Origin of the sequence: Streptomyces sp. NPDC087440 (assembly GCF_044744005.1) — a bacterium.
GTDB lineage: Bacteria > Actinomycetota > Actinomycetes > Streptomycetales > Streptomycetaceae > Streptomyces.
Genome location: NZ_JBIUXN010000020.1, coordinates 96,640 through 109,709, shown reverse-complemented (window position 1 = coordinate 109,709; position 13,070 = coordinate 96,640). Strand labels below are relative to the sequence as shown.

The 13,070-nt window shown below is 71.0% G+C and carries 13 protein-coding genes; 4 read left to right on the top strand and 9 right to left on the bottom strand.

What is annotated here, in order from left to right; genetic code table 11:
• Positions 1-177 precede the first annotated feature (177 nt).
• From ACIO3O_RS32130 to ACIO3O_RS32115, 4 genes are all read right to left on the bottom strand, one after another.
• On the bottom strand, positions 178-1,296 hold the full coding sequence (locus ACIO3O_RS32130) for an LLM class flavin-dependent oxidoreductase (RefSeq protein ID WP_401752025.1): 1,119 nt from the start codon (positions 1,294-1,296) through the stop codon (positions 178-180).
• A 116-nt stretch (positions 1,297-1,412) separates the two neighbouring features.
• A complete protein-coding gene (locus ACIO3O_RS32125; protein ID WP_401752023.1) occupies positions 1,413-2,198 on the bottom strand; it encodes an SDR family NAD(P)-dependent oxidoreductase in 786 nt (261 codons plus the stop codon).
• 40 nt (positions 2,199-2,238) lie between these two features.
• A complete protein-coding gene (locus ACIO3O_RS32120) occupies positions 2,239-3,183 on the bottom strand; it encodes a TIGR03619 family F420-dependent LLM class oxidoreductase (RefSeq protein ID WP_401752021.1) in 945 nt (314 codons plus the stop codon).
• Between the two features lie 150 nt (positions 3,184-3,333).
• The gene (locus tag ACIO3O_RS32115; RefSeq protein ID WP_401752020.1) at positions 3,334-3,666 is read right to left on the bottom strand and encodes a YkvA family protein; all 333 of its coding nucleotides are present in this window, start codon (positions 3,664-3,666) and stop codon (positions 3,334-3,336) included.
• 202 nt (positions 3,667-3,868) lie between these two features.
• Between ACIO3O_RS32115 and ACIO3O_RS32110 the strand changes: the two genes are divergently transcribed.
• Together ACIO3O_RS32110 and ACIO3O_RS32105 are read left to right on the top strand one after the other, a co-directional pair.
• Complete coding sequence (locus ACIO3O_RS32110) at positions 3,869-4,762, top strand: NAD(P)-dependent oxidoreductase (protein WP_401752018.1); 894 nt, start codon at positions 3,869-3,871, stop codon at positions 4,760-4,762.
• Positions 4,763-4,798: 36 nt separating this feature from the next.
• The gene (locus tag ACIO3O_RS32105) at positions 4,799-5,356 is read left to right on the top strand and encodes a hypothetical protein (protein WP_401752016.1); all 558 of its coding nucleotides are present in this window, start codon (positions 4,799-4,801) and stop codon (positions 5,354-5,356) included.
• Between the two features lie 12 nt (positions 5,357-5,368).
• Here ACIO3O_RS32105 and ACIO3O_RS32100 read toward each other — a convergent pair whose 3' ends face one another.
• The 5 genes from ACIO3O_RS32100 to ACIO3O_RS32080 all read right to left on the bottom strand — a co-directional run bounded on the left by ACIO3O_RS32100 (position 5,369) and on the right by ACIO3O_RS32080 (position 9,718).
• Positions 5,369-5,872 (bottom strand): hypothetical protein, encoded by a 504-nt coding sequence (locus ACIO3O_RS32100; RefSeq protein WP_401752014.1) that lies wholly within the window; start codon positions 5,870-5,872, stop codon positions 5,369-5,371.
• Between the two features lie 131 nt (positions 5,873-6,003).
• Positions 6,004-6,639, bottom strand: a complete 636-nt coding sequence (locus ACIO3O_RS32095) for an RNA polymerase sigma factor (protein WP_401752012.1) — start codon at positions 6,637-6,639, stop codon at positions 6,004-6,006.
• A 231-nt stretch (positions 6,640-6,870) separates the two neighbouring features.
• A complete protein-coding gene (locus tag ACIO3O_RS32090; RefSeq protein WP_401752010.1) occupies positions 6,871-7,074 on the bottom strand; it encodes a cold-shock protein in 204 nt (67 codons plus the stop codon).
• Between the two features lie 217 nt (positions 7,075-7,291).
• Complete coding sequence (locus tag ACIO3O_RS32085) at positions 7,292-7,630, bottom strand: MerR family transcriptional regulator (protein WP_401752008.1); 339 nt, start codon at positions 7,628-7,630, stop codon at positions 7,292-7,294.
• Positions 7,631-8,524: 894 nt separating this feature from the next.
• Entirely contained in the window at positions 8,525-9,718 is a 1,194-nt protein-coding gene (locus ACIO3O_RS32080) for an amidohydrolase family protein (protein WP_401752006.1), read from the bottom strand.
• A 91-nt stretch (positions 9,719-9,809) separates the two neighbouring features.
• Here ACIO3O_RS32080 and ACIO3O_RS32075 point away from each other — a divergent pair, with 91 nt between their 5' ends.
• Entirely contained in the window at positions 9,810-9,971 is a 162-nt protein-coding gene (locus ACIO3O_RS32075) for a hypothetical protein (RefSeq protein WP_401752004.1), read from the top strand.
• A gap of 86 nt (positions 9,972-10,057) precedes the next feature.
• On the top strand, positions 10,058-13,006 hold the full coding sequence (locus ACIO3O_RS32070) for a BTAD domain-containing putative transcriptional regulator (protein ID WP_401752002.1): 2,949 nt from the start codon (positions 10,058-10,060) through the stop codon (positions 13,004-13,006).
• Positions 13,007-13,070: the final 64 nt, after the last annotated feature.

Below are 13,070 nucleotides of genomic sequence, written 5' to 3'. Positions count from 1 at the left end.
AGGGGGTACCCCCTCGACGGGCTGATGTGCCTGGCGCGGGCGGAGTCGTTGGTGCATGAGGTGCCGACGCTCCTGGGCTGCTGGCGCACCCCTGATATGCCGCCCGAAGGGCAGGCATTCAGGGGCGCGGGGAACTGCGCGACCAGCCACCCACCCACCCGCACAGAACCGTGCAACCTACCCCTGCCGCATCCGCGAGGTCCGATGTACGGGATCCGCATCGATCTTCGGAATCACATGCTCCCCGATCAACCGAATCGTGTTCATCGTGTCCTCCGACGACACCCCGATCGGCAGCCCGAACGACAACTGGTCCGCCCCCGCCTGCTCCCACCTCCGGCACTGCTTCAGCACCTCGTCCGGGTCCCCGCAGATCATCAGCTCCTCTGCGATGAGCAGCTCGATGATCTCCTCGCTGTACTCCGGCAGCAGCTCCGGCCACTCCGGAACCCCCTCCGGCCGGGGGAACGTGTCGTGGTACCGGAACAGCAGCGACTGCAGGTAGTTCAGCCCGCCGTTCACCGCCACCTGCACCGCCTTCTCGTGCGTCTCCGCACAAATGGCGGTGGACGTCACCATCACGTTGTCGTTGACGAACGCCCCCACCGGCTCCGCGTCCTTCACCGCCGTCTTGTACGACTCGACGACCCACTCCATGTCCGAGACCTTCTGGACGCTGAAGCCGAGCACCCCCAGCCCCTTCTTCCCCGCCATCGCGTACGACGACGGGGACCCCGCCGCGTACCACATCGCCGGGTGCGCCTTCCCGTACGGCTTCGGCAGGACCTTCCTCGGCGGCAGCGACCAGTGCTTGCCCTGGAAGCCCTCGTACTCGTCCTGGAGCCACATCTTGGGGAACTCGGAGATCGTCTCCTCCCAGATCTCCTTGGTGTGGTTCATGTCCGTGATCCCCGGCATGAAGCCCAGGATCTCGTGCGACCCGGCCCCCCGACCCGACCCGAACTCGAAGCGCCCGCCGCTCAGGTGGTCCAGCATGGCGACCTTCTCCGCCACCTTCACCGGGTGGTTCACCGGTGCGAGCGGGTTGAAGATGCCCGAGCCGAGGTGAATGCGCTCCGTGGCGTGCGCCAGGTAGCCCAGGAACACGTCGTTCGCCGACAGGTGCGAGTACTCCTCCAGGAAGTGGTGCTCGCTCGCCCACGCGTACTTGAAGCCCGACTTGTCCGCCTGGATGACGTACTCGGTCTCCTCGATCAGAGCCTTGTGCTCCGCCTCGGGGTCGACCTTGGCACGCGCGGCAGGCACGTAACCCTGCACGAAGAGACCGAACTCCACTGAAGTTCACCGTCCTTGATGTTTTCTGACGCTCCGTCAGTTTCCTACGCGACCGACTGTTCCACCGCACCACGGGACCGTCAATACTGACGACCCATCAGATAGCCCGTCACTCGTCAGAGGACGGAGACCCCGGCCAGCCATCCCCCGTCCACCACGAACGGCTGGCCGGTGATGTACGAGGAGTCCTCGGAGGTCAGGAAGAGGGCGAGCGACGCCACCTCCTCGGGCCGTCCGATCCGCCCGAGCGGCACCAGCTTCCTGTACAGCTCCGCCACCCCCGCCGCCGACGCCTCCGGGTCCGCGTCCGGGTCCAGCGACGCCGGGTTGGTCATCGCCGTGTCCACCGCCCCCGGGCACACCGCGTTCACCCGGATCCCCTTCGCCGCCAGCTCCATCGCCGCCACCCGGGTCAGTCCGAGGATCGCGTGCTTGGTTGCGGCGTAGGCCCCGACGTACGCCATCCCCGTCATCGCCGTGTACGAGGCGGTGTTGACGATGGTCCCGCCGCCCGCCGCCTCGATCTCGGGCGCGACGGTGCGTATCCCGAGGAACGCCCCGACCTGATTGACCTGGATGATCTGCTGGAACTCCGCCAGCGGGGTGTCGACCAGTTCGTTGAAGCGCAGGATGCCCGCGTTGTTGACCAGCCCGTCGATCTTCCCGAAGGCCTCCTTGGCGGCCGTGACGGCCGCCGTCCAGTCCTCCTCGCGGCTCACGTCGAGGTGGATGTAGAGCGCCACGTCCTCCCCCAACTCCTTGGCGAGGGCTGCTCCTTGGTCGTCCAGTACGTCTCCGATCACCACCTTCGCGCCCTCCGCCGCGAAGAGCCGGGCCCCCTGCTCGCCCTGCCCGCGCGCCGCACCCGTCACGACGACGACCCGTCCGTCCAGCTTGCCCATGTCCCGCACACTCCTTCGGCTCATCGGTGAGCGGCCCGCGCTACGGGAGCAGCGGGGCCACTTCCGCGGCGAACGCCGCCATCTGGTCCGTGAGTTCGGCCACGCCCCGGCTGCGGAAGCGCACCTGGATCTGGTCCACGCCCATCGCGCGGTACGCCCGCAGCGACTCGGCCAGGGCGTCCGGCTTGCCGGTCAGGGTGCGCCGGCCGACCGTCCAGGCGGGCTCGCCGACGTACAGCGGCTCGGCAATGGCCCCAATCTCGATCGGTTCCGCGATCCCCGCCTCGGCCCGCAGCCGCCGCAACTTCTCTATCTGGTACGGGAGTCTGTCGCGCGGGTCGCCCTGCGGCAGCCACCCGTCACCCCGTACGGCAGCCCTGCGTACGGCGGCGGGCGAGGACCCGCCCACCCACACCGGCACCCGTTCCCGCGCCGGGCGCGGCCGCTGCCCGAGCCCGCTGAAGGCGTACCGCTCGCCCGCGAACTCCGGGAACTCCTCCGGCCCCAGCGCCGCCCGCAACGCGTCGATCGACTCGTCCAGCACCGCCCCCCGCCCCGCGAAGTCGGCGCCGAGCGCGGCGAATTCCTCCTCCACGTGCCCGGCCCCGACCCCGAGCACCAGCCGCCCCCCGCTGAGGTGGTCCAGCGTGGCGTACTGCTTGGCGGCGGCCAGGGGATGCCGCAGCCCGACGACCGCCACATGGCTCAGCAGCTGGACGCGCTCGGTGGCGGCGGCCAGATAGGAGAGGGTGGCCACCGGGTCGTACCAGACCGTACTCATCGCATCGGCCAGCCGCCGGGGAATGGCGACGTGGTCGCAGACCGCGATGTAGGCGAACCCGCCCCGGTCGGCGGCCCGCGCCACCTCGACCAGCGCTTCGGGCCCGGCCTCCGCCTCCCACCCTTCCGCATAGATCACGCTCTGCGACTGGACGGGCAACTGCATCCCGTACGCCAGCCGCCCCTCGGGCAGGACCCGGACCATGAGCAGACCCCCAAGATCTGACGGGTCGTCATACGCACGACGACCGCCCCATCGTCATAGCTGACACGCCGTCAGACAAGGGGTGGGACACCGCCCGCTCTCACTGGCCCGGGTCACTGGGCGGACCGGGCTGCTCCTGGGCGGACGGGGCTACTTGGCGGACCAGTCCGCCCGCTCGATCGTCACCGGCTCCCGCCGCCCGCGACCCACCCCGGCCTTCTCCGCGGCGGCGTACAGCGACCGGAGCGCGATCAGCATGATCCCGATGTCGTCGAGCAGTACGGGGTCGGGCAACAGGTCCACCGGGCTGACCAGGTAGACCACGGCCCCCCAGAACAGGAACTTGTTCTCGACCGGAATCCCCGCCTCGTTCAGCAGCTTCCGCGCCTTCACCATCTTGACCAGCAGGATCACGGCGACCACGACCATCGCCACGACCGCGAGCCCCGCCAGGACCAGCAGCACGACTGTCCCGTCACTCATGTGGCCTCCTCGTCGCTCCGCCCGTCGGGCGTCTCCCGTCGTGTACCCGGACGAAGCCGTTCCGCCACCCGTGGCGCGCAGGTTCCCCCGGGTGCACCGACCACCCACCTTTTAGTACGTACTTGAGCGCGGCGGCACACGCCCCGAAGCTGGAGTCAGCCCGCTCGGGCCCACTCCACCCCCTCCGCAAGGGAGCTCCGCCATGCCCGCACCCACCACACCCGCCCCCGCCGTGACGGTCCTGGGCCTCGGCCTGATGGGCTACGCCCTCGCCGACGCGCTCCTCACGGCGGGCCACCGGGTCACGGTCTGGAACCGCACCCCCGCCAAGGCGGACCCGCTGGTCGCACGGGGCGCGACCCTCGCCACGTCCGTCCGCGATGCGATCGAATCGAGCCCCCTCACGATCTCCTGCGTCCTGGACTACGACACCCAGCGCACCCTCCTGGCCCCCGCCGCCGGCGCCCTCCACGGCCGTACCCTCGTCAGCCTCACCAACGGCTCCCCCGCCCAGGCCCGCGGGACGGAAGCCTGGGCGCAGGCCCTGGGCGCGACGTACCTCGACGGCGGCATCATGGCCGTCCCCCACCAGATCGCGACGCCGGAGGCCTTCCTTCTCTACAGCGGCGCCGAGGACCCCTTCGACCAGCACCGCACCACCCTCGCGGTGCTCGGCACCCCGCACCACCTGGGCACGGACGTGTCGCTCGCCTCCCTCTACGACCTCGCGCTCCTCAGCGCGATGGACATGATGTTCGCCGGGTTCTTCCACGCGGTGGCCGTGGCCACCTCCCACAAGGAGACGACGGCCACCGCCTTCACCGAACACCTGACGGCGTGGCTGCGCAGCATGATCGGCATGCTGCCGGTCATGGCCGCCGACATCGACTCCTCGGCCCCGCCCGTCTACGCCCAGTCCCTCGACCTGGTGGTGGCCGCCGCCCGGAACATGGCCGAAGCGGCCCGGGAGGCGGGCGTCCGCCCGGACCACTTCGACCGCACGGTCACCGACCTGACACACCGCATCACCGCCGGCGAAACGGAGTACACCGCCTCCGCCGCCGTCACCCACGCCCGCATCCCGACCACGGGCTGACGCCCTGGCCAGAGGCTCACGGGGGACAATGCGGGCATGCGCGACACCCAGCCCACGGCCACACCCACACCCCGCCCCCGCACTACGGCGACCACGGACGCGGGCATGCTCGCGCTCTGGGACCCCGAGCACTTCACCGCCGTGGTCGACCACGACACCTGGGAGAACGAACTCCTGGAGGACGAGGACATCGCCCGCCATATCGAGGCGGGAGCGTTCGTCCCGCTGAATGTCGGGGGCGACGGGACCTTCGAGGTCGCGGTGCGCGTCGGCACCACCGCGGCCCCGGCCCGCCCGACCGCCCGGGAGGCCGCTCACACACTGGTGACCTCCGACCCGTATCTCTTCGTCTCCCCCGGCGGAGCCCACCTCGGCGGCATCGAGACAGTCGGCTCGGACGGCTACGCGATCCCCCTCTCTCCCGGCCGCCACACGGTCACCGTGCACCTGATCGACTGGGAGGCGGAACCGGGCAGCCGTACCCTGCCGGACTTCCTCGTGCTCCTCACCCCGGTGTCCCCCGTGTCCCCGTGGGACGGCCGGGGCACCCCCTTCCGCACTTCGGTGCAGACCTTCGACCCGCCGGAGCACTGAGCCCGAGCCGCGCTACTCCCGGTCCGCCAGGCGGGCCAGCCCCAGGTTCTGGCAGGTGGTGCGGTCGTCCCCGGGGAAGACGGCGGCCTGACCGTCGCCGAGGACGCATGCGGCGAGCGCCGGGGACTTGCCTCGGCCGGGGGTGGCGGTCGGGATGATGATGGGCTGCTTCCGCCCCTTGGTCGCATCGCCCTCCTCGGGGCTCATCAGATCCGCCTCCCACAGGCGTGCACAGGTGTTCAGGGCGATCCGGGCAGTGACCCGAGGACCCATCGGGTACCAGTCCTCGCCTTCCGGCAGGGAATCCGTCCATGCGCTCGGTCCCCGCAGTGACGCCGTGGGGAAGCACTGGATCTCCCCGTTGTCCGTCGCGGGCCGGTCCGTGAGCAACCGGTGTGCGCCGACCGCCCCGCCTCCCAGAGCCAACAGCACGGCCGGTACGACGAAGTACCGGGACCTGCGACGCGACCGGGCCGCGGGGACCTCGCCTTGGACCTCACTCTGGATCTGACTCATCAACCGTCCCTCCAACCGGAGTTGACAGTCGTCCGGCAGAACCGGCTCCCCCGGCGCCGGAAGCAGCCGCCCCAGCTCCGCGAGGTCGGCCTCCTCACGGGATGCGCGGTGACGCGCCCACGGGTTGAGCCTCATCGGTTCCGCCCTTCGGTCGACCGGGCCGCACCGATGCGGCCACCCGGTACTTGTCCGCGCCGCGCGGCGGGTTCCGCCCGCAGTGCCACGAGCTCTTCGGCAGCCAGCTTCCGCAGCCGCACCCGCGCCCGCGACAGCCGGGACCGCACGGTCCCGACCGGCGCACCGAGCGCCTCGGCGGCCTCCGCGTACCCGAGCCCGGCCCACACGCACAGCGTGAACACCTCCCGCTCACTGCGCCGCAATCGCGCCAACCCTCGCTGCGCGGCGGCCACTTGCTCGGCATCGGCCATCTGCCCGACCACCTCGTCGGCGAAGTCCGGCACGGCCTCGACCGCCGGAACGCGTCCCATGGCGGCCCGATGCCGCCGGGCCGCCCGGTTCGTGTTGCGGAGCACGTTCGTCGCGATGCCCATCAGCCACACCCGTACGCTCTCCCCCTCGTCCCGCACCTTCTCGCGCAGCCGCCAGGCCTCCAGGAAGGTCAACGACACGACGTCCTGGGCCACGGCCCAGTCACCGCCGTACCGGACGGCGTGCCGGTACACCAGCGCGGAGTGCTCACGGAAGAGCTCCCGGAACACCTCGGGATCGCCCGCCCGGATGCGGGCATGCACAGAAGTCGGCTTCACACCTCTCCTTGTCCGCCCCCGCCCTCCAGGTTCCCGTGACCCCGGTCACACCTTCCGGCGGTCCCGGCGAAGACGGCTGGCGCCCGGGACGGTATGAAGGCGGCGGGTGAAGGAGGGAACTCCCACGCATCCGCATTTCCATCTGGCACGCATTCGGCAGGGCGCGGCGGGAATTGCCGTCTTCATTTCCCGTGCGCTCGGGAAATGAAGACGGGAATGCGTGCAGCGAGGTCAGAGAGAAGTGATGCCCTCTGCCATCGGGCCTCTTTCGCTCGGGACGAGGTCGAAGGTGACCTTCTGCCCCTCGGCCAGCGGCTGGGGGTCCTCACCTGCGATGTTCGCGAAGTGGGCGAACACGTCCACGCCGTCCCCGTCCTGCTCGATGAAACCGAAACCCCTGGCCGCGTTGAACCACTTCACCGTGCCGGTCGCCATTTCAGGTCTCCTTTTGGGCAGTACGCCGAACCCGTAATGAACGGATGCCTGATCACGTATCGACGCCCCACGCGGACAGTAGCACGGGGCCAACACCCTCTGGACTGAAGACAATTTCACTTCACGGCGGCAGGAATTGATGCACGCGAGGAGCAGGAAGACCCGGCGGGGCGGTGCGGAAAACCTCCGCACCGCCCCGTCGCACCGCACGCATGGCTCAGACAGCCGATGGCGGCTTCTCCGCCTCCGCGGCACGCCGGTACTCGGCGTTGAGCCGCTGGGCCTCTTCGAGCTGGTCCTCAAGAATGATGATGCGGCAGGCGGCTTCGATGGGGGTGCCCTGGTCGACGAGTTCCCGCGCGCGTGCGGCGATGCGCAACTGGTAGCGGGAGTAGCGGCGGTGGCCGCCCTCGGAGCGGAGCGGGGTGATCAGACGGGCTTCGCCGATGGCGCGGAGGAACCCTTGCGTGGTCCCCAGGAGCGCGGCGGCCCGGCCCATGGTGTAGGCGGGGTAATCATCGTCGTCGAGACGGCCGAGCGAGTCGTCTACTGTCATTTGCACCTCTTTGTCGTCATGTGTGCCTCTCCGCGGAACGCGTGGAGGGGCCCTGGCGCCGAACGGCACCAGGGCCCCGAAGGAACTTGCTACACCATCTGTCGGCCTTGATGCTGCGCCGACCTTCTGTTTCCGCACACCCGACCTGTCGTGCGTCGGGACTGCGGGGATCGCGGTTGCTTGACCGGAGACCACCTCACTATCGCGATGTCCTGCGGTACCCGGGCCTTCACTCTTTCGCCCGGGCGATCCTGATGGCGTCTGGCTCCTCCGTTCTCCCTCTGGGAAACAACTTCCGGTACTGCCACTGCATGAACTGCGGGGTACTGCTCACTTCCGGTACTGCTTGTACTGCTCGTACTGCTGTTGGCGGCCCCTGATCACTGCGGGCCACCCGGTCCGGTCGCCAGTCCCGTCGCCGTACTGCACATTCCTTGGCTTCGGTACTCCACCACCGCACCGTCCTGCGTACTGCGGTACTGCTGCCCGCCAGTTCGTCCCTGCCGGGCCTGTCTTGATCTCGGCTACGAGAGAAACCATAGCCACGACGCAAGCGAATGTCTACCCTCGCCGAGATAGATTTTAGTTGCTGGTCGCGAGAGGGAGTCCCTCTTCCTTGCGTCAGGGTGTTGATCCCCCTGTGACCTGCGGGACTGCGGCGAGACCTGCTTCCTGCCGGGCCGGCCGGAGGGGTCCGTGCGGGCGGGGGCGTCCTGTACGCCCAGGTGCGGGCTCGGGGCGGAACCGGGCGGGGCCGGTGTCGGGTGGCCGCCCCCTTGCCCGCCCGTTCCGCCCCCTTGGGGCGGCACCGTCGCCCAAGGGAGCGGGGCGGCGCACCAGGGGTGGGCCGGGGGGCGCCGGTGAGGGAGGCCGGGATGTACGCCCCCGTGGCGCCTACTTGCCCGGCCAGAGGCCGTCCGGGGTCAGGCCGAGGAGGTCGATGGCGTTGCCGCGGACGATGCGGTCCACCACGTCCGGGGCCAGGTGGCCCATCTGCGATTCGCCGACCTCGCGCGACTTCGGCCAGGTGGAGTCCGAGTGGGGGTAGTCCGTCTCGTAGAGGACGTTGCCGACGCCTATCGCATCCAGGTTCTTCAGCCCGAACGCGTCGTCGAAGAAGCAGCCGTAGACGTGCTCGGTGAAGAGTTCGGACGGCGGGCGGTGGACCTTGTCGGCGACGCCGCCCCAGCCGCGGTTCTCCTCCCAGACCACGTCCGCGCGTTCCAGGATGTACGGGATCCAGCCGATCTGGCCCTCCGCGTACATGATCCGGAGGTTCGGGAAGCGTTCGAACTTGCCGCTCATCAGCCAGTCCACCATCGAGAAGCAGCAGTTGGCGAAGGTGATGGTGGAGCCGACGGCGGGCGGGGCGTCGGCGGACGTCGAGGGCATCTTCGAGGACGAGCCGATGTGCATGGCGACGACCGTTCCGGTCTCGTCGCAGGCCGCGAGGAAGGGGTCCCAGTCGTCCGTGTGGATGGAGGGGAGGCCCAGGTGCGGCGGGATCTCGGAGAAGGCGACCGCGCGGACGCCCCGCGCCGCGTTGCGGCGGACCTCGGCGGCGGCCAGCTCCGCGTCCCAGAGCGGGACGAGGGTGAGGGGGATGAGGCGGCCGTGGGCCTCGGGGCCGCACCACTCCTCCACCATCCAGTCGTTGTACGCCCGCACGCCCAGCAGGCCCAGTTCGCGGTCGGAGGCCTCGGTGAAGGTCTGGCCGCAGAAGCGCGGGAAGGTCGGGAAGCACAGGGCGGACTGGACGTGGTTGACGTCCATGTCGGCGAGGCGATCGGGGACGGAGAAGGAGCCCGGACGCATCTGCTCGTACGTGATGACCTCAAGCTTGATCTCGTCCCGGTCGTAGCCGACGGACGTGTCCAGCCGGGTGAGCGGGCGGTGCAGGTCCTCGTAGATCCACCAGTCGCCGATCGGCCCGTCGTCGCCCTTCTCCCCCATGACCGGGGCGAACTTGCCGCCCAGGAAGGTCATTTCCTTCAGGGGGGCGCGCACGATGCGCGGGCCGATGTCGCGGTACTTGGCAGGGAGGCGGTCCTGCCAGACGCCGGGGGGCTCCACGGTGTGGTCGTCCACCGAGATGATCTTCGGGAAGGTGCTGTCCGCTCCGGAAGTTCCAGGTATTCCGGAAGTTCCGGGTATTCCAGAGGTTCCAGGTGTTCCGTCCATGTCGTACGTCTCCCTGTTCGTCACCGCACCGGGCTTCAACCAGCGCCACGGTACCGCCGATCTGACGATCCGTCAGGTATCCGTGCGCACACGACCGCACACCAAGGAGCACGCAGTGTCCGCCCGCATTCTTGAGGTTCCTCTGAGGTTCGGCTGCTGACGTGTTCGGCATGGACAAGGCAAACTGGCCCTGTCAACAAGAGCCGCAACAAGGGCGCTACGGGAAGTAACAGCAGGGGGAGTGCGATGGACGGCATACCGGGCGGCCGCGACGTACCGAGCGACGACGCCACCCCTGCTGACCTGCGCTTCAGCATCCTGGGACCGGTCCGCGCCTGGCGCGGCGGCGAGCCCGTGCCCGCCGGTTCGCCGCAGCAGCGCGCCCTGCTCGCCCTGCTCCTGCTGCGCGAGGGCCGTACCGCGACCGCCGCCGAGCTCATCGACGGTGTGTGGGGCGAGGAGCCGCCCTCCCAGGCGCTGGCCGCGATCCGGACGTACGCCTCCCGCCTGCGCAAGGCACTCGGGGCGGACGTGCTGGTCAGCGTGGCCGGCGGGTACGCGATCCGGCCCGCGCCCGGGGCCCTGGACCTTGCGGTGGCGCAGGAGTTGGCGGCCGAGGCGGAGAAGTTCCGCACCAAGGGCGACCGTTGTGCGGCGCGCGAGAAGCTGGGCGAGGCGCTGGGGCTGTGGGACGGCGAGGCGCTGGCCTCCGTGCCGGGACCGTACGCCGAGTCGCAGCGCGCCCGCCTCGACGAGTGGCGGCTCCAGCTCACCGAGACCCGGCTCGACCTGGACCTGGAGGTCGGCTGCCACGCGGAGGCGGTGTCGGAGCTGACCGCGCTGACGGCCGCGCACCCGCTGCGGGAGCGGCTGCGCGAGCTGCTCATGCTGGCGCTGTACCGGTGCGGGCGGCAGGCGGAGGCGCTCGCCGTGTACGCCGACACGCGCCGCCTGCTCGCCGACGAACTCGGGGTCGACCCGCGCCCCGAACTCTCCCGCCTCCAGCAGCGCATCCTCGCCGCCGACGAGGAACTGGCCCGCCCCGTGGAGGCCCCGGCGGCGACCGCGCCCGCCCCGGTGCGTCCCGCCCAACTCCCGGCGACCGTGCCGGACTTCACCGGGCGCGCCTCCTTCGTACGCGAACTCGGTGAGCAGCTGGCGCTGGCCGAGACCAGCGTGATGGCGGTCTCGGCGCTGGCCGGGATCGGCGGCGTCGGCAAGACCACCCTCGCCGTGCACGTGGCGCACGCCGCGCGGCCGCACTTCCCGGACGGGCAGCTGTACGTCGACCTCCAGGGCGCCGGGTCGCGGCCCGCCGAGCCGGAGACGGTGCTGGGCGCGTTCCTGCGGGCGCTCGGCACGGCGGACACGGCGATCCCCGACTCGCTCGACGAGCGGGCGGCGCTGTACCGCTCGACTCTCGACGGCCGCCGGGTCCTCGTCCTGCTGGACAACGCGCGGGACGCCTCGCAGGTCAGGCCGCTGCTGCCGGGGACGCCGGGGTGTGCGGCGCTGATCACCGCCCGCACCCGCATGGTCGACCTCGCGGGCGCGCACCTGGTGGACCTGGACGTCATGTCGCCCGAGGAGGCGCTCCAGCTCTTCACCAGGATCGTGGGCGCGGAGCGGGTGGCGGCCGAGCGCGAGGCGGCGCTCGACGTGGTCGGGGCGTGCGGCTTCCTGCCCCTCGCGATCCGGATCGCCGCCGCCCGCCTGGCCGCGCGCCGCACCTGGACGGTCTCGGTCCTGGCCGCGAAGCTGGCGGACGAGCGGCGCAGGCTGGACGAGTTGCAGGCGGGCGACCTGGCGGTGAAGGCCACCTTCGAGCTGGGCTACGGGCAGCTGGAGCCCGCCCAGGCGCGTGCCTTCCGCCTGCTCGGCCTGGCGGACGGCCCGGACATCTCGCTGGCCGCGGCGGCTGCCGTGCTCGACCTTCCGCCGTACGACGCGGAGGACCTGCTGGAGGCGCTGGTCGACACCTCGCTGCTGGAGTCGGCGTCGCCGGGCCGCTACCGCTTCCACGACCTCGTACGGCTCTACGCGCGTGCGTGCGCGGAGCGGGACGAGCAGCCGCCGGCGGAGCGGGAGGCGGCGCTGTCGCGGCTGCTGGACTTCTATCTGGCGACGGCGGCGGGGGTGTATGCGCTGGAGCGGCCCGGGGAGCGCGTGCTCGACCACTTCGCCGCCACCGCGCGGCCCGGACTGGGCTTCCGCACCCGGGAAGCGGCCCTGGACTGGCTGTTCACCGAGGCCGGCGGACTGCTCGCCTGTGCCGGGCAGTCGGCCGGTTCCGGCATGCTGCGCCGCTCCGCCGACCTGCTCATGGCGGCCGTCGACCTGGGCGAGACCGGGGCGAACTCGCTCCAGTTCACCCAGGCCGCGACCGAGGTGAGCGAAGCCGCCCGGCAGGCCGGTGACGCCCGGGCCGAGGGCCGGGCACGCACGATGCTCACCCATGTCCACAGCCTCTCCGGCCAGTTCGCGGAGGCCGAGGCCGAGGCGCGGCGCGCCCTGGAGCTCGGCCTCGCGTCCGGCGACCCCGTCTCCTCGGGGCAGGCCCCGAACCAGCGGGGCATCATCGCCCTGTACGAGAACCGGCACCAGGACGCCGAGGCGCACCTGACCCAGGCCCTGACCGCGTTCCGGGCGGACGGCAACAAGCCCGGCGAGGCGGCGGCGCTGTGCAACCTCTCCCGGGTGCACCTGGCGACCGGCCGCACGGCCGAGGCCGTCGAACTGGCCCGGCAGGGCATCCGCATCTACGAGAAGGACGGGACCGGGCTGGCGCTGCGGCTGGCCAACGGGAAGTACGCGTTGGGGCTGGCCCTGACCGGCGCGGGGCAGCTGGGCGCGGCGGAGGCCGTACTGACGGAGGCGCTCGACACGTTCACCGAGAGCAGGCAGCAGTTCTGGCAGGGCATGACCCTCTTCCGGCTGGCAGAGGCCCGGCTGGCGGACGGTGCGCCGGCGCAGGGTGCCGCACTGGCCGAGCAGGCGCTGTCGGTGCTGCACGGGATCGGCGGGGACTGGCGGCGGGCGAACGTGCTCACGGTCCTCGGCCGGTGCCTGTCGCTGCTGAGCCAGGCCGGGCGGGCCGAGGCGTGCTGGAAGGAGGCCCTGGCGACGTACGAGAGGCTCGGCTCCCCGGAGGCCTCCGAGGTGCGGGGACTGCTGCGCCGGGTGCCCGTCGGCTGACACGTGCGTCCGGGCCGGGGCGGGGCGTTCATCGTTCGTTTATCGCCGCACGGCACTCTCCTAC